The organism is Alcaligenes faecalis, assembly GCF_041521385.1.
Taxonomy (GTDB): domain Bacteria; phylum Pseudomonadota; class Gammaproteobacteria; order Burkholderiales; family Burkholderiaceae_B; genus Alcaligenes; species Alcaligenes faecalis_E.
Window position 1 is genome coordinate 1,571,226 of sequence record NZ_CP168006.1, and the last position, 15,841, is coordinate 1,587,066.

The 15,841-nt window shown below is 57.0% G+C and carries 14 protein-coding genes; 7 read left to right on the forward strand and 7 right to left on the reverse strand.

Annotation, left to right across the window (positions count from 1 at the left end):
- The first annotated feature begins 74 nt into the window (after positions 1-74).
- The 4 genes from ACDI13_RS07070 (at position 75) to ACDI13_RS07085 (ending at position 5,746) form a co-directional block, all read left to right on the forward strand.
- Positions 75-2,321 (forward strand): hypothetical protein, encoded by a 2,247-nt coding sequence (locus tag ACDI13_RS07070; protein WP_316990386.1) that lies wholly within the window; start codon positions 75-77, stop codon positions 2,319-2,321.
- An 11-nt stretch (positions 2,322-2,332) separates the two neighbouring features.
- On the forward strand, positions 2,333-2,572 hold the full coding sequence (locus ACDI13_RS07075; protein ID WP_316990385.1) for a hypothetical protein: 240 nt from the start codon (positions 2,333-2,335) through the stop codon (positions 2,570-2,572).
- Between the two features lie 73 nt (positions 2,573-2,645).
- Positions 2,646-4,793, forward strand: a complete 2,148-nt coding sequence (locus tag ACDI13_RS07080) for a phosphocholine-specific phospholipase C (RefSeq protein ID WP_316990384.1) — start codon at positions 2,646-2,648, stop codon at positions 4,791-4,793.
- Between the two features lie 59 nt (positions 4,794-4,852).
- A complete protein-coding gene (locus tag ACDI13_RS07085; protein ID WP_316990383.1) occupies positions 4,853-5,746 on the forward strand; it encodes a LysR substrate-binding domain-containing protein in 894 nt (297 codons plus the stop codon).
- Positions 5,747-5,828: 82 nt separating this feature from the next.
- Here ACDI13_RS07085 and phnX read toward each other — a convergent pair whose 3' ends face one another.
- The 5 genes from phnX to phnD are packed head-to-tail and all read right to left on the reverse strand — an operon-like array spanning position 5,829 to position 10,321.
- The gene (gene phnX, locus ACDI13_RS07090; protein ID WP_316990382.1) at positions 5,829-6,671 is read right to left on the reverse strand and encodes a phosphonoacetaldehyde hydrolase; all 843 of its coding nucleotides are present in this window, start codon (positions 6,669-6,671) and stop codon (positions 5,829-5,831) included.
- Between the two features lie 46 nt (positions 6,672-6,717).
- Positions 6,718-7,830 (reverse strand): iron-containing alcohol dehydrogenase PsrA, encoded by a 1,113-nt coding sequence (gene psrA, locus ACDI13_RS07095; protein WP_316990381.1) that lies wholly within the window; start codon positions 7,828-7,830, stop codon positions 6,718-6,720.
- Between the two features lie 24 nt (positions 7,831-7,854).
- Positions 7,855-8,646 carry a phosphonate ABC transporter, permease protein PhnE gene (phnE, locus tag ACDI13_RS07100; protein WP_372373103.1) on the reverse strand — a complete coding sequence of 264 codons (792 nt, stop codon included), beginning with the start codon at positions 8,644-8,646 and terminating at the stop codon, positions 7,855-7,857.
- A 26-nt stretch (positions 8,647-8,672) separates the two neighbouring features.
- Positions 8,673-9,494 carry a phosphonate ABC transporter ATP-binding protein gene (gene phnC, locus ACDI13_RS07105; protein ID WP_316990379.1) on the reverse strand — a complete coding sequence of 274 codons (822 nt, stop codon included), beginning with the start codon at positions 9,492-9,494 and terminating at the stop codon, positions 8,673-8,675.
- Complete coding sequence (gene phnD, locus ACDI13_RS07110; protein ID WP_372373105.1) at positions 9,491-10,321, reverse strand: phosphonate ABC transporter substrate-binding protein; 831 nt, start codon at positions 10,319-10,321, stop codon at positions 9,491-9,493. The genes phnC and phnD overlap by 4 nt, the downstream gene beginning before the upstream one ends.
- Before the next feature lie 173 nt (positions 10,322-10,494).
- On the opposite strand from phnD, the gene ACDI13_RS07115 reads away from it, so the two are divergent.
- From ACDI13_RS07115 to ACDI13_RS07125, 3 genes are all read left to right on the forward strand, one after another.
- Complete coding sequence (locus ACDI13_RS07115; RefSeq protein WP_316990378.1) at positions 10,495-11,379, forward strand: LysR substrate-binding domain-containing protein; 885 nt, start codon at positions 10,495-10,497, stop codon at positions 11,377-11,379.
- 140 nt (positions 11,380-11,519) lie between these two features.
- Positions 11,520-13,166, forward strand: coding sequence for a long-chain-fatty-acid--CoA ligase (locus tag ACDI13_RS07120; RefSeq protein WP_316990377.1), 1,647 nt, complete (start codon positions 11,520-11,522; stop codon positions 13,164-13,166).
- A gap of 106 nt (positions 13,167-13,272) precedes the next feature.
- Positions 13,273-13,638, forward strand: coding sequence for a hypothetical protein (locus ACDI13_RS07125; protein ID WP_316990376.1), 366 nt, complete (start codon positions 13,273-13,275; stop codon positions 13,636-13,638).
- On the opposite strand, the gene ACDI13_RS07130 is transcribed toward ACDI13_RS07125, so the two are convergent.
- Both ACDI13_RS07130 and ACDI13_RS07135 read right to left on the reverse strand, forming a co-directional pair.
- Positions 13,601-14,905 (reverse strand): hypothetical protein, encoded by a 1,305-nt coding sequence (locus tag ACDI13_RS07130; RefSeq protein WP_316990375.1) that lies wholly within the window; start codon positions 14,903-14,905, stop codon positions 13,601-13,603. The genes ACDI13_RS07125 and ACDI13_RS07130 overlap by 38 nt on opposite strands.
- Before the next feature lie 303 nt (positions 14,906-15,208).
- Positions 15,209-15,826 (reverse strand): LysE family translocator, encoded by a 618-nt coding sequence (locus ACDI13_RS07135; RefSeq protein ID WP_316990374.1) that lies wholly within the window; start codon positions 15,824-15,826, stop codon positions 15,209-15,211.
- Positions 15,827-15,841: the final 15 nt, after the last annotated feature.

Consider the following 15,841-nt stretch of genomic DNA (forward strand, 5'->3'; position numbering starts at 1 on the left):
CCCAAGGCCGTCATCCTGCCTTGCTCTAATTCGATCGACCCTTTCCCCAACATCAGTGACAAGGCTATCGAATCATGAGACATGTGCACACGGCCCGCTCCGCCTCCCAGCGGCCCGACTTTTCCTATTCCTCTGAAAATTCCCATCCAGGCAACCATGAGCTGCCCTTCCAAGGCCCGTCCCGGCCTGTTTTTGGCAAACCCGGCCTGCTCAAAGCCCTCGCAGTGGCCACCCTGTCGGCTACCTTGGCCGCTTGCGGCGGATCTGGAACAGGCAGCGGTTCGGAGGCTGAGCCCGAAACCCCTGTCAACCCCGACAAACCGGATACCCCCAGCACCCGCCACGCTCTGATCATCAATCTGGACGGGGCAAGCTATCAAGCCGTGCAACATGGCATTGCCGCTGGCAGTCTGCCCAATCTGGCCAAGCTGCATGTGCAGTTGGCCTACAGCGGAGGCGTCGCCGGTACCCCCAGCCAACAAGCCAATCTGGATATGCCCAGTTGGGCCAGCCTGCTGACTGGAACCTGGGCCAACCGCCACGGTGTGGTGTCTACCGCGCCGGATCAGGTACTGCATCAAAACAGCCTGTTCCACTCCGAGCAAAACGGACAAAATGCGGCTGCCGTGGCATCCACAGGCTTGGCACACTTGCTCAAGGCCGACCACGATGCCGAGCGTCTGAATCAACTGGCCGACTGTTCCACGCAAACCGTTACCCTGTCCTGTGTGTCCAGCCAGGCCCTGACGATGATTGAAGGGGACTACCGCAAGGTTCTGGTTCAGTACCGCGCTGCCAAAGATGCCGCGCTGGATTTCGGAATTGAGTCGCCGGGCTACAACGCGACCTTAAGCAAGCTGGACAAGGAAATCGGAACCTTGCTGGATGCCGCCGCCAAGCAAAAAGACCGCGAGTGGCTGGTAATCGTGACCGGCAACCATGGCCTGAGCGAACACGGTCAGGATAATGGCTTGCCCTTGCTGCCCCAGTCCACCACCTTCCTGGCCATCAATCAGGCCGTCAACACAGGGGAACATGGCATTGGCGCCAGCGTGCCCGCTACGCTGCCCGAACTGTATCAGTACAACAGCCTGGTCGATGTGGCCCCTACCATCATGCAGTATCTGGACAAACTACCCCCGGCAGCCGACTACAAACTCGATGGCAGCAGCCTGCTAGGCCCACAAGCGGTTACAGGCCTGCAGGCCACGGTGCTGGACAACCACTCCTCTGCCGTTGCGATCAAACTGAACTGGACAGCCCCTGCCGATGTCCCCATCGATATTTTGCGGGATGGCCAGGTAATCGCTGCACGCCTGCCGGCTGGCACACAAAGTTATACCGACAACCAGGCCACCACGGGTCTGTCTGACCGGGGTACCTACCAATTTGACTACACCGTGCAGGCCGGTTCAGGCACCGATGCCGCCTGGCGCAGTCTGTTCAGCCCGCCTATCTCGTACCTGCCACCCGTCCCCCTGGAAGCTTCCCTGCTCAATGGCTTGGTCTCCTACTACCCCTTCAGCGCCACGTTGCCACCTGTGGACGCGCAAAAAAACAGCACCATGGCACCGGCCTCCAACGACCTGCCCAATGCGGCGGGCCTAGTCGTGCCCGGTCCTTTTACCGGCACACATGGCTTGCTGGTCGACACCCACTATGTCACCGAAGAAGGCCTGGAAGGCTATCGGATGACGCCTGCCCAGGGCTTTGACATTTCCACAGGCAGCAACCCGCAATTCACGATTGGTTTTTGGTACCAGGTGCCCCAGTGCATTGATCGCAATAACGTCACGGTCTTGTCCAACAAGAACTATGTCAGCGGCGCCAATGCCGGTGTTGCCATTGGCTTGTTCAACAGTGGCATCCAGAACCAGTGTGGCATTGCCTTCAATATTGGCTCGGGTGGTGTACGTGCCGACGGCCCGACCAATCCCTACACCCAGATTCCAGTAGGCACCTGGGTACACCTTGCTTTCTCGGTCGACGGTGTTGCCAAAACCATGAACATGCGCGTGTTTGACCCCTCTACCGAACAGGTCACACATGTGGCTACCAACAAATCCACGGGTGCTGTTGATGTCTCCAAGCTCTCGCCCTACCCACAATGGGGCATTGGCGACGATGGCACCGGCACGTTCCTGATGAACAAATGCAATGGCTCGGTCACACCTCCCTATACGGTCGGCAAATGCTCGACTGCCCCGCCCACCCAGCAAATGTTTGGGGATCTGGCCATGTGGAACCGTGTTCTGAGCGATCAGGAGCTGAGCTCGATCTACTGGTCCAAGAAACCCCTGTCCAGCCTGAGCACACACTAAACGAGGCCACCATGAACGTTCTTGACTTACGCGCTGTGCGCAGCGCCCTGGCCGTCGGTATGACTGCCTTGCTATTGAGCGCCTGCAGTGACGGGGGCTCCAGCGCAGCCGAGCCGCCACCCAGCACAGGTGGCTCGAGCAGCGAGCAGGTGCCTATTGTGACGCCGCCAGCCACAGGCTCTCAAGGTGAGCAAGGCACTGACCTGGACACGCCGCCCACCCCGAACTCGCAATTGGACTGCGCACCTTAAGCGCAAGGCAGCCAGGCACGACAGAAGTCCTTGCCTGGCTCCACTCCAACCATTTATCGACAAGGCTTTCCCCATGACTCACATCAATCGCCGTAATTTTCTGCGACTGGCTGCCAGTGCGGCCGCTTTGGGCCCCTTTCCGCCTGCTATTCAAAAGGCGCTGGCTATCCCCGCCAATAACGCCACAGGAACCATCAATGACGTGGAGCACGTCATTATCCTGATGCAGGAAAACCGCTCTTTTGATCACTATTACGGCACCATGCCAGGCGTGCGCGGTTTCAGCGACCGCATCACCATCCCGATGGCATCGGGCGAATCGGTCTGGCGTCAGCAAGGTAGCAACGGCATGGTTCAACCCTATTATCTGGATGCCAGCAAAGGCAACGCCTTGCGGGTCGGCGGCGCACACGACTGGAACGATCAGCAAGAGGCCTGGGATGGCGGTCGCATGGCGGACTGGCCCAAGGCCAAGTACACCAACGTCGCCATGGGCTATCTGAAAGAGTCCGATCTGCCCTTTCACTGGTCGCTGGCCAATGCCTTTACCGTTTGCGACGCCTACCACACCTCTATCAATACCGGCACCTTCACCAACCGCATGTTCTTGTGGAGTGGCAGTAACGGCGCCAATCTGATTGGCCGCGCCTGCGTGACCAACTCCAACTGGGGGCGCCTGGGCCCGTCCGAAGAGGGTCTGAACTGGACAACGTACCCAGAACGTCTGCAAGAAGCCGGCGTGCGCTGGAAGGTGTACAACCGCCCCGGCAACAACAGCAACAACAACCAGCTCGTGGCCTTTGCTTCCTACCGCAAGGTCAATGAGGAGCTGGCCGCACTGGGCTCCCCTGATGCCACCTACTCCCATCAAATGGAAGCCCACTCCCCCCTGTACAAGGGCTTTGGCAACACCATGCCTGACGGTGGTTTTTTGCAAGCCATTGCCGATGACATCGAAATGGGCCAATTGCCACAGGTCAGCTGGATTGTGGCCCCCGGCCCCTACAGCGAACACCCCAGCATGGGCGTGCCCGGTCAGGGAGCCTGGTATCTGGAACGGCTGCTGAACATTCTGACCGACAAGCCCGAGATCTGGAGCAAGACTGTCCTGATCGTGAACTACGACGAGAACGACTGCTTCTTTGACCACATGCCCCCACCCGCCCCACCATGGCGCAACCGGGATGGTTCGTTGGAAGGCAAATCCACGGTCGATGTCTCCAATGAGTACTACACCATGCCGGCTCCTGACGGGGACTCCCGCAAGGTCGCACCCGATGGTCGCCCTTTTGGGGCCGGCCCACGTCTGCCCACCCTGATTATTTCCCCGTGGAGCGTGGGTGGCTGGGTCAACTCCCAACAGTTTGACCACACCTCGGTACTACGCTTTCTGGAGCAGCGTTTTGGTGTGCAAGAGCCCAATATCAGTCCTTGGCGTCGCGCCGTATTCGGCGATATGCGTTCCTGCTTCGATTTCAAATCCCCCAATGCCTCCAAACCCGCATTGAACCCTGCGCCCACACGTGACCAGGCCGATGCCACCCTGCGCCAGCAAGCCAGCGCAGGCAAGGTGCCCATGCCCCCTGTTGGCACGGAGCCCATGCCCACCCAGGATTTAATGCTGCGCCCTTCACGCGCCCTGCCTTACCAATTGCACACCAGCGCCAATGTAGACCTGGACAAAGAGCAGGTCTGGCTAACGTTCAGCAATACCGGCACGCAAGGTACCGTGTTCCATGTGTACGACAAGCTGCAGCTCTCGGACTACCCACGCCGCTTTACGGTGGAAGCCAACAAGATCATCTCGGATGCCTGGACCGTTCACGCGGATCACAAGGGCAACTACAGCCTGTGGGTGTTGGGGCCAAACGGCTACCATCGCCACTTCAAGGGCAACATCCACGACTTGCGCCAAGGCCCCAAACCAGAAGTACGCGTGTGCTACGAGCCCAAGGCCAATGCCGTCTCCTTGACCATCATGAATATGGGCGATCAGCCCGCGACCATCACGGTAACTGCCAACGCCTATCGTGAGGATGGCCCCTGGGTCTACACCGTTGATCCGGGCATGCAAATTGATGCACGCTGGTCGCTGGAAATCTCAGGCAACTGGTACGACTTCACCGCCACCATGGGTGAGTCCTTCGAGCGCCGCTTTGCCGGTCGCCTGGAGACTGGCCGGGATGGCATCAGCGACCCAGCCATGGGTGTCGCACGCTAGTCATACTGCTCAGGCACAATGACAAGGTCCGTTCCGGCACGATCTGTTAGAGAAGTACGATGACGCTCAACCAACTACGGGCCTTCGTCATGGTGGCCCAGCACGGCGGCTTTTCAGCCGCCGCGCGGGCCTTGAACATGAGCCACACCACACTCAGCTCACAAATTCAAATCATTGAACGCGAATACGGGGCCGAGCTGTTTCACCGCCGTGGCCGACGCGTCGAGCTGTCTACCCTGGGGCTGGAAATGCTGCCCATGGCCAGACGCATGATCTCGCTGGAATCAGACATGCGCCAGATGCTCGATGGCAGTGGCAAACTGCATTACGGCACCTTGAAGCTGGGTGCCGTCAGCCCCTATCACGTCACCGAGCTGATCGCATCCTTTCATGCCGTGTATCCGCGCATCAAACAGTCCGTCAAACTAGGCAACTCGGAATTGGTACTGGACGATCTGGATCAATACATCTGCGATGTTGGTGTGGTCGCCAGTTGCCAGCCACAGCGCCGCTATTACATGCAACCTTACGCTCGCTACCCGGTCATCGCCTTTGTGCGCCAAGACCACCCTTTCGCCCGACGCAATAACATTGCACTGGAGGAGCTGGCCGGTGAGCCCTTGCTGATGCGCGAAGAAGGCTCAACAACCCGCAAGGCACTGGAAGACGCCTTGCACGAACGCAAGATCAAGGTAGATGTGGCCATGGAAATAGGCAGCCGCGAAGCCCTGCGCGAATCGGTTATTCGCGGCTTGGGAGTGGGCACGGTCTCCGAATCCGAATACGTACCAGACCCGCGCTTGCGTGTGGTGCGTATTCAAAACGAGCCGGTCTGGACGCAGATCCACGTCTGCTGTTTGCACGAGCGTCGGGAATCTCGTTTGGTCGCTGCCTTTTTTGATGCCATCGCTCATCATCAAAGCGCCCTGCCCGTCGCCAGTACCGCTGCCTGAACAACAAGCAGACAACAAAAAGGGCGGGGCTTGTCGCCCCGCCCTTCTTATTAACCAGGCCTGATTCAATGCCCCCACAGAATCAGGGTGTCTCGCCTTGCGCCAGACGTTCCTGGATCGCCAGCACCACAGCCGGAAAATCGGCTACGGTTTCAATCACATAATGAGCACCAGACTGACGCAAACGTTCACTGGCACGCTCGACTCGTGCTTGTACCTCTGCCGGATCCGTTTGGGCCAGTTCCTCCAGGGACAAACCCACCTCGTTACCCGACAGGCTCAAACCTACCGTCCACATCCCGGCACGGCGGCCTTCTTCAATACCCGGCACGGTATCGTCCACTTTGATGCAGCGGCGCACATCGCCCACACCCAGAGCCAGAACATTGGCCAGCGCCATGAACGGGCCGGGTCGGCCACCAGCAGGCAACTCGTCACCGGCAATAATGCAATCTGGAGCAATGCCCTGGCTGGCTGCAGCAGGCAACAAAACATCCAGCACCTGACGTGGATAACCCGAGCACGAACCAATTTTGATACCTTTGGCACGCAATTGCTCCAGCACCGCCGCCGCACCTTCAATCGGGGCCGAATATTCCGCTACCTTCTCGATCTGCATGGGCATGAAACGCTCGTAGATGGCGTCAATGTCGGCATCCGTAGAGGCGCGCTCGAACTGAGCCAGCCACTGATCCTGAATCGACTCGGTGGCCAGCAAAGTACGGATGTGATCCCGTTTGGACAAGCCCATCGGGCCGCGTGCCTGCTCCAGGCTGATTTGAATGCCAAAAGTGGCAAAAGCATCTACAAAAATCTGTGTCGGTGCCAAGGAGCTGAAATCGACCAGCGTGCCTGCCCAGTCAAAAATAACGGCTTCGACCTTGTCCGACATCAGCGTATTGAGCGCATTGAAATTCTGAGTCATTGTTTGCAACCTTCAGTCCTAAAAACAAGCCAGCTTGAAAACCGACTTATACCTGCACTGCATCCAGAGCATGTGCACCAATAAAATTACGTCCGCGTGGTCCTTGCATTGCCTGGACAATGCGTTGTTGCCACTGTTCGGGCGATACCCCGTAGCTGGCCGGGTCCGTGCTGACTCCCAGGCCTTGCAAAAAACCGCTCAAGGCCAAGACAGCTTGCGGGCCGTTGCGAGCATCAAAAATCGACAATAAAAACTGATCCAACTGCTCATCCTGTCCCAAGGCCATCTGCATGACATGCGGCAAACTAAAAGAGCAGGCAATCCCGTGTGGCAAGCCCTGCTCCAGAGTCAGGTCGTAGGACAGAGAGTGCGCCAGAGCCGTCTTGGTATTGGAGAAAGCCAGACCCGCCATCGCTGCTGCCACAGCCAGTTGAGCACGCAGCTCCAGGTTGGACAGGTCCTGCATCAGCAAAGGCAGACTGCTGATCACTTGTCGTGCCGCCGATACCGCCAGGCTGGCCGATACGGGATTACGATTCACGTTCCATAAGGACTCCAGCGCATGCGACAAAGCATCCAGACCACTGGCCAAGGTAACGCCAGCAGGCAGGCTGCACATCAGGGCCGGATCAATAATCGCGGCCTGAGGCCAGGTCCAGGGCAGATGCAGGGAGTACTTGCGCCCCTGCCCCTTATCCCAAATTGTTGCCCAGGGGGTCACTTCGCTCCCGGTTCCTGCCGTGGTGGGCACGGCAATCAGGCTGCGCACCCGCCCTGGAGGCTGGCTCAGGCTGGTGTTGCCCGACAAGCAGTCGAGCAGTTCGGCAAACGTCCCCGAAGGGGTGCTGGTCAACATGGCTTTGGCGCAATCAATCACGCTGCCGCCTCCCAAGGCAATAATGCACTCGGCCTCGGGGTAGTCGCGCCACAGACGCTCGTACAACGGCGCCAACCAGGACACATCCGGATTGGGCTGAATATCGGTTTCAATCGCAACCAGTTGCTCACCCAGCAAGGCTTGCAGACGCTCGCACTGTCCCAGCTCGCGTGCCTGCGGGAAGGCAATCAGAATGGCCCGGCGGCCACCCAAGCGTTCGGGCAAACGCTCGAAAGCGCCATTGCCAGCATCAATCTGAACGGGATTGAAAAAATGCCACATAAGAATCTCGAATAAAAACGGCGATCAATCGCGGCCGTTGTTGCGAATAGCCTCGCGCAGGCGATTGGAAATCAGGTCAGCCACTACTACCATCACCGTAATGACCACGATGCAGGTTGCCGTTTCCTGGTACTTGAACAGTTTCAGACTGCTGACCAGCTCAAAGCCCAAACCACCGGCCCCCACCATACCCAGCACAGTCGCCGAACGCAGATTGACCTCAAAGCGATACAGAATCACCGCAATCCACGCCGTAATCACCTGAGGCAACACCCCGAACACAATGACTTGCAAGGGGCGCGCACCCGTCGCACGCAAGGCATCCAACGGACCCTGGTCAATCTCTTCTATGCTTTCCGCAAAAAACTTGCCCAGCATCCCCACGCCGTGTACCGCCAACGCCAGCACACCGGGGAAAGGACCCAGCCCGACTGCAGCCACAAACACCAAAGCCAGAATCAGCTCGTTGATACTGCGTATCACGTTCAGACTTTGTCGGGTAAAACTGTACAGATACCGGTTGACATTCAAGTTACGGGCCGCCAGAAACGACACCGGAACGGCTCCCAGCACACCTAATACCGTGCCCCAAATCGCGATCTGAATCGTCTCGATGGCAGGCGGGACCAGACTGCCCAAAATGCTCCAGTCTGGCGGGAAGGTACGGCTTAGAAAATCGGCAATCTGCGGCAGGCCAGCGGCAAACTCGGCGGCGCTCAATTGTGCGCCTTGCGCACTCCACTGCAGCCCTACGACAATCGCCGCGACCAACAAAGCCGTGGTGACCCAGCTTTTAACACTCGTAGGCGTGGACATGACCCAGGAATACTTGTGTTCCATGATCAGGCTCCCTTGGTCGCAATGGTCAGTGGTTCGTTCAGGAAGGAGGCAGCGGCCTCATTTGCCTCTTGGGAGTGCGCACCGCCCTGCCCTGGCTCCGGACCGGGATAAATACGGGCTAAATCATCTTCCGTCATCAAGTCGGGGGCACCGTTGTACACCACCCGACCATGGGCCAGGCCCACAATACGGTCGGCAAACTCACGGGCGTAATCGACCTGATGCAGGTTGCACACCACGGTAATACCCAGTTCCCGACTGGCGTCGTGCAAATAACGCATCACCAGACGGGCTGTCTTAGGGTCCAGGCTGGCAACCGGCTCATCAGCCAGAATGATGCGGGGGCGCTGAGCCAGCGCGCGGGCAATGCCCACACGCTGACGCTGGCCACCCGACAAGGAATCCGTGCGGGCCTGGGCTTTATGCGCCAGTCCCACCCGCTCCAGACATTCTTTGGCCAGGGCAATATCAGCACGGCTGAACAGTTGCAGGATCGAGCTCCACACCGGAACCGCCCCCAAACGCCCAGTCAATACATTGCGCAGCACTGACAAACGAGGCACCACATCGTGATGCTGGAAAATCATGGCAACCTGGCGGCGCAATGCCCGGGTATCCTGAGCCGACATGGCATCAATCCCAGCCACTGACATCTCGCCCGTATCGGCCTGTGCCAACCGGTTCATACAGCGCAACAAGGTGGACTTGCCCGCGCCGGACTGCCCCAGCACAACCAGAAACTCACCGGCCTGTGCATCCATATCCACACCGCACAGGACATCATTGGAACCATAACTTTTGTTCAGGCCACGCAAACGGATCATTTCATGCTCCGCAGATCCAGGTTCAGCACCTTGGCGGTATCACGTACCACGTTGTAAGCGGCATCATTGGTGGCCTGAAAACCATTCAACATACCCTGATCACCCCAAGGTACATCTTTGATGTTGGCCAAGGCCTTGGCCACTTTCTCTTTCACGCTGGGATCCAGATCCTTGCGCCAGACCATGGGCGACTCGGGAATATCGTTGGAAGACCACACCACTTTCAAATCATCCTGAGCCAATTGGCCTTTGGAAATCGCGCTGGCGTAAATGCGGTCGGCCACCGCAGCAGCATCCACTTTTTTGTTGGCTACCGCCAGCAGGCTGGCATCGTGCGAACCGGAAAACACCACGCGGGAGAACAACTCTTCAGGCTTGTAGCCATCGTTTTCCAGACCGGCTTTAGGGAACAGGTGGCCGGACGTGGAGCTGGGGTCTACAAAGGCGAAGGTGCGATCTTTCAACTGATCCACATTGTCGATCCCGCTATCGGCACGCACCACGATCAGGCTCTTGTAGGCGCTTTTCCCTGTTTTCTTGGTCACAGCGACCGCGAAGGCTTCTACATCCGCCACCGTGCTGGCCAGCACGTAAGAAAACGGCCCCAGATAGGCAACGTCCAGCTTCTTGGCACGCAGGGCTTCGATAATGCCGTTGTAGTCCGTAGCCACAAAAGGCTCGACCTTCATGCCGGATTCGCGCTCCAGTTGTTCAATCACCTGCTTGCTCGATTCGATCATGGCCTGCGAGTCTTCGGCAGGAATAAGACCAATCGTCAGGGTGTCCTGGGCGGCCTGGGCGGCCGTCCCAAACACCGAGAAGATCATCGTGGCGGCGCTTGCCGCAATGAAAGAGCGGCGGGCTGTCTGAAATACGTTCTTGTTCACGGCAGTCGTCCTTAAGGTTGGTAGGAGGAATACCGACATAGTAGAAAGATCACATTGCCTTCATATTATCGATTTAAGATTCAAAACATCAGTTATCTATAGATGGAGTCTATATGTCTGCTGCACGCCTGCGTGCCTTTCTGGCGGTTGCCCGACATGGCAGTTTCAGCGCCGGGGCCCGCGCCCTGGGATTGGCCCAGCCCACCGTGACCAAGCAAGTACAGGGGCTGGAACAACAACATAATGTGGAGCTATTTCACCGCCGGGGGCGTGGCGTTCAGCTAACCCAGGTGGGGATGGCACTGCTGCCGGTCGCGCAGCAACTGGGGGCCCTGGAAGTGGATGCCTTCAACCTGCTGCATGACAGTGGGAAACTGCATGTAGGCCGACTGCGTATTGGCGCAGTCGGCCCTTTTCATGTCATTGAGATGGTCGAGGCCTACCACCGGCTGTTTCCCGGCGTGGACATCTCGATTCATATGGGAAACTCGGCACAGGTGCTGGCCGATCTGGCCGACTACGCCACCGATATTGCCGTGCTGGCCGGAGCCAGCGAGGACCCGGCCTTTCATACCGAACACTACGCCAGCCATGCTGTCATTTTGTTCGCCCCCTTGTCGCATCCTTTGGCCCAACACGACAGCGTGCCCTTAGCGGCCTTGCAGGACGCTCCCTTGCTGCAGCGGGAATCAGGCTCGACCACACGGGCCTGCCTGGAAGCAGCACTGGAAAAAGAAAATATCCGGCCCCGCGCCGTCATGGAAATTGGCAGCCGGGAAGCCTTGCGTGAAGCCGTCGCCCGAGGGCTGGGTGTGGGGACGGTGTCCGAGGCAGAGTTCATCCCGGACCATCGCTTCAAAGCAGTTCGTATTCAGGGCGATCCCGTTCGCACCGACACGTATTTGTATTGCCTGACCGAACGCCGTGAGAGCCGAATGATCACACAATTTTTCACCGAGGCTTTGGGATTACGCAAGCAAATACAAACGCCGACATAGACGTATTTGTGAGCTTTCGGCTACTGTGCGTAAGAAGGCCATGACAGTCAGCGATGTGTTTCGTCCATTTTCTGCGCGTAGACTCACCGTCTGAAGGCCCGTCAGTTCTGTTTGATTGACCCCCAGGGAGGACGAAAACCATGCTTGGCATGATGATGAATACCCCGCTGTTAGTGTCATCCATACTGCGTCATGCGGCCAACTACCACGCAGACCGCGAAGTTGTCTCACAAACGGTCGAAGGCCATATCCACCGCTACACCTATGCAGACCTGTCCAAGCGCAGCCAAAAACTGGCCAATGCGCTTCAGAAAATGGGCTTGCAGCCAGGGGACCGCGTCGGCACCCTGGCCTGGAATGGCTATCGTCATCTGGAGCTGTATTACGGCGTCTCAGGCTCCGGGCTCGTGTGTCACACCATCAACCCGCGCCTGTTTCAGGATCAAATCGGCTACATCATCGAACACGCTGGCGACAGCGTCCTGTTTGCCGACCTGAACTTCATGCCGATTCTGGAAGCCCTGGCCGATCAGTTGTCCAAGCTGAAAGCCGTGGTCATCATGACGGACGAAGCGCACATGCCCAAGTCGGATCTGCTGCCTAATCTGACCTGCTACGAAACCCTGATTGCCAGCGAGTCAGATGAATTTGACTGGCCGGTGTTTGACGAGAACACGGCATCGGGCCTGTGCTATACCTCCGGCACCACCGGCAACCCCAAGGGCGTGCTCTACAGCCATCGCTCCACCATCTTGCATGCCTTTGCCTTGAGCATGCCCGATGCCCTGTGCCTGTCGGCCTCCGACACCATCACCCCTATCGTGCCCATGTTCCACGTCAACGCCTGGGGCCTGCCCTACGCCGCCTTGATGGTGGGCGCCAAGCTGGTCTTGCCCGGCCCTAAACTGGATGGCGCCAGCCTGCACACCTTGTTTGAAAGCGAAGGGGTCACCATGACGGCTGGTGTACCAACGGTCTGGCTGGGCCTATTGGACTGGATGCAGGCCAATGGCAAAACCTTCAGCAGCCTGCAACGTCTGGTCATTGGCGGTTCATCTGCACCACCCGTCATGATTACCCGCTTCCAGAAGCTGGGCGTCAACGTGCGCCACGCCTGGGGCATGACTGAAACCAGTCCGGTCGGCCTGGCCGCGGCCTTGCTGCCCCAGCACGAAGCCCTGCCTGAAAAAGAAAAACTCAAGCTGCTGGCCAAGCAAGGTCGTCCGCTATTCGGGGTCGAGTTCCGCGTAGATGGCGACGATGGTCAACCCATTGCGCGCGACGGCAAAATGTTTGGTGCCATGATGGTGCGCGGCCCCTGGATTGCCAGTGCTTACTTCAACAGCAAGGACTCTTCCGCCCACACGGAAGATGGTTGGTTCAATACCGGCGATGTGGTCACTATTGATAAAGACGGCTTTATCCAGATCGTGGACCGCACGAAAGACGTGGTGAAATCCGGGGGCGAATGGATCAGCTCAATTGAGCTGGAAAACATTGCTCAGGCTCACCCGGCCATCAAGGAAGCCGCCGTGGTGGCCAAGCCCGACGAACGCTGGGGCGAGCGCCCGGTTCTGGTGGTGCAATTGCAAGACGATGCCACCTTCACCAAGCAGGACATGATTGATCTGTTCACAGAACAAGTCTCCAAATGGAGCATTCCTGACGAACTGATCGTGGTCGATGAGCTGCCCCACACGGCAACCGGCAAGCTCTTGAAAACCGCTATTCGCAAGCTGATTCAGGAAGATCTGGACAGGCTGGCTGCGCAAAACAAAGTGGTTTAAGCAACGCCCAAGCAGACGTCAAACCACGCGTCTGACAGCACAATCAAGGAGCCGGTCTAGGCGGCCTTGATATGCGATGGCAAACTGCCCTCCGAAGGTTTGGATAGTGATCCAACTTTCGGGGGGCAGTTTTTTTGCTTTTACCTTTACCGTCACCTTTGCCAGAACCAGAGACATAGGCTTGGGTTCTGGCTATGGCTATGGCTATGGCTATGGCCGCTCAGTTTCAAGGCACTTAGCACTGAAATGGCAGGGCTTTTGTGAAGAACACCGCTTTAGCAGCAGCCTGAACATCATTCATTTTGTGCAAATGGAAGGCTCAGACTGCTGCGGTTGCTGCTGTGGCGGCGGTGACTGTTGCCAACCCACTTCTTTCCTGCAACTTACCCACGGCATTCAAACTGCTGCTGGCCAGCCTCAACCACAGGCCCTTTTCAAGGATGAATGGGCGTGGGGATATCCCAAATATTGAGATCTGCGTGCTCACGCTCCCACGCTCTTACAGAGAACTTGGCGCGGTTGAACAGGCCCAGATAGTTTTCATAGCGAATCTTGTTGCCAACTTCCACAGGCAGTTCTCCCAGGAAGTCCCTCATCTTGGACAAGTCCGCGTGATACTGGTCTGGCGACATCAAGCCACCCGGCGTCACCGAGGTGGGAGGGGTCGATTCAAAACGGTTACGCGTGAAGATCACCACATCCGAGCCCCACAGAATCCGGTTTTGGTATTCATTGAAGAAATTCAGCCAATCCTGGCGACTGGGCATACCCGGCTCGGGATTCAGCATGTAGTCCTGCACCAGATCCCAGGAAATATCGGTAGACCAACTTGAGCAAGCATCCAGCACTTTCTTGACGCGCGTAAGGTGATCATGAGTCGGTTTCACAAAACGTCCCAAGCCGGTATGCGCCCACACCACTCTGGCCTTGGGTGCATGTCCGCACACATGCTTCAAACCGTCCACATAGTCCTGGTCGGGATAAGCCTGCTCCAGCTCGCCCTGATAATTAACCTCTACCCGGTACATATCGTTGTGCAAAATGGCGACCAGGCCAATTTCCTCAATCGTTTTGAACAGATACGCCAGGGATTCGGAATAGAGCGACACCTTGCTGCCATCGCCCGCATCCGGTGGCAAGGGCACGGAAGGTGCCTTGGTTTGTTCTACGGTTTCACCAGCCAGCTTGCCCGACACCAGCTCTTTGTGAATGGTGAATTCACCCACCCCGGAAAACACCCCTGGGAAACTGAGCACGGCACGCTTGATATGTTGCGAGGCATAAACATCCATCGGATTGAACGCCGTGATCATGACGTCCAGCTTTTCCTGATACTGAGCAGGCAACTGCTCGTACTCACGTGCAAACATGGCATCGACAAAGGAGTAGTAATACAGGTCTGCCTTGGGGCCAATATAGTAGTTGGGGCCGTACATCTGATTGCCTGGCCCCTGAGACTGATAGAGCTCGAACCCGTCCCAACGCTGCTGCAAAGGAATAGGCATGATGGTCGAGCGCACAATCTGCTGCAGATTGCCACGCATATACCGTTCTGCATATTCCTTTAAAGGAATCCCCTGCATGGCATAGTTGGATGCATGAAAATGGACGTCCGCATAAAGCTGGCTGGTATCCAGCCTGGGCTCCTGGCTTTGAGCCATGGCATGGCCCTGCAAGGCAGCCAATAAAATCAGACCGTAACCCGCTACTGTTTTTGCGTTTATATGATGACAAGTCATTCGTGTCTCCCTATCTACAAGTCGTGTGCGAAACCTGATACTGCAACTTGTCGATAATACCCAGAGACCCATCAATAAATGACAAAAAATAACAGATATTCTTTTTGAATCTTTATTTATATTATTTTCTATCTCTTTAAATTTTCAATATTAATTGCCGTACAAAAAAAATATCATCACAATAAAAAAACAAAACCCAAACAGGATTTCAAAAAACAATTAACAACAACTTATTAAGGCTTGAACAATCAGGCTATTCCCACCGCTTGGCTCTCCAGCTCAACGCCATCAAGCACGCCGCCCCTAGGAGACAGAATTGGCAAAGAGAAGTGAGGCGCCCAGGCCCAGCAAGGCTGCACCAATCACCTTGTCCAGCACCTCTTGCCGAGCCAGCATGGCCGCCCGCAGGCGCTTGTTTGAAAATACCAGGGCCACAATGCTGAACCAGACCCAATGCGCGAAGGACATCCAAAAACCATAAGCAAAGTTCAACCAGAATGGCGCACCCGGCTGCACCAACTGGGTAAACGTCGCCACCACAAACAACATGGTTTTCGGATTCAGGGCATTGGTTAAGAAACCCATACCAAAAGCCTGCCAAGCCGTGGGCACACGACCCACCGCGCCATCAGTATCAAGCGCGGTGCGATTACTGAAGGACTGATAGCCCAGGTACATCAGATACGCCGCCCCCACCACTTTCATCACCCAAAAAAGAGTCGGGGATTGCGTAATCAGGATCGCCACGCCCAGCACGGTGTAGACCACATGCACCTGCACGCCGGCCGCAATGCCCAAGGCTGAAATCAGACCCGTCTTGCGACCAAAGGAATAACCATTGCGCGTGACCATGGCAAAGTCCGGGCCTGGGCTGATCACAGCCAGGATAGTGATAGTGGCAACCGCCAACAGTTCATGCATATTTAACAAGCCTAA

What these genes read in the sequence shown, in the direction of transcription:
- ACDI13_RS07080 (WP_316990384.1), top strand. Translation starts at nt 2,646, where the DNA reads ATGACTCACATCAATCGCCGTAATTTTCTGCGACTGGCTGCCAGTGCG.
- ACDI13_RS07120 (WP_316990377.1), top strand. Translation starts at nt 11,520, where the DNA reads ATGCTTGGCATGATGATGAATACCCCGCTGTTAGTGTCATCCATACTG.
- phnE (WP_372373103.1), bottom strand. Translation starts at nt 8,646, where the DNA reads ATGTCCACGCCTACGAGTGTTAAAAGCTGGGTCACCACGGCTTTGTTG.
- ACDI13_RS07075 (WP_316990385.1), top strand. Translation starts at nt 2,333, where the DNA reads ATGAACGTTCTTGACTTACGCGCTGTGCGCAGCGCCCTGGCCGTCGGT.
- ACDI13_RS07085 (WP_316990383.1), top strand. Translation starts at nt 4,853, where the DNA reads ATGACGCTCAACCAACTACGGGCCTTCGTCATGGTGGCCCAGCACGGC.
- ACDI13_RS07070 (WP_316990386.1), top strand. Translation starts at nt 75, where the DNA reads ATGAGACATGTGCACACGGCCCGCTCCGCCTCCCAGCGGCCCGACTTT.
- phnC (WP_316990379.1), bottom strand. Translation starts at nt 9,494, where the DNA reads ATGATCCGTTTGCGTGGCCTGAACAAAAGTTATGGTTCCAATGATGTC.
- phnD (WP_372373105.1), bottom strand. Translation starts at nt 10,321, where the DNA reads ATGATCTTCTCGGTGTTTGGGACGGCCGCCCAGGCCGCCCAGGACACC.
- phnX (WP_316990382.1), bottom strand. Translation starts at nt 6,671, where the DNA reads ATGACTCAGAATTTCAATGCGCTCAATACGCTGATGTCGGACAAGGTC.
- ACDI13_RS07115 (WP_316990378.1), top strand. Translation starts at nt 10,495, where the DNA reads ATGTCTGCTGCACGCCTGCGTGCCTTTCTGGCGGTTGCCCGACATGGC.
- psrA (WP_316990381.1), bottom strand. Translation starts at nt 7,830, where the DNA reads ATGTGGCATTTTTTCAATCCCGTTCAGATTGATGCTGGCAATGGCGCT.
- ACDI13_RS07135 (WP_316990374.1), bottom strand. Translation starts at nt 15,826, where the DNA reads ATGCATGAACTGTTGGCGGTTGCCACTATCACTATCCTGGCTGTGATC.
- ACDI13_RS07130 (WP_316990375.1), bottom strand. Translation starts at nt 14,905, where the DNA reads ATGACTTGTCATCATATAAACGCAAAAACAGTAGCGGGTTACGGTCTG.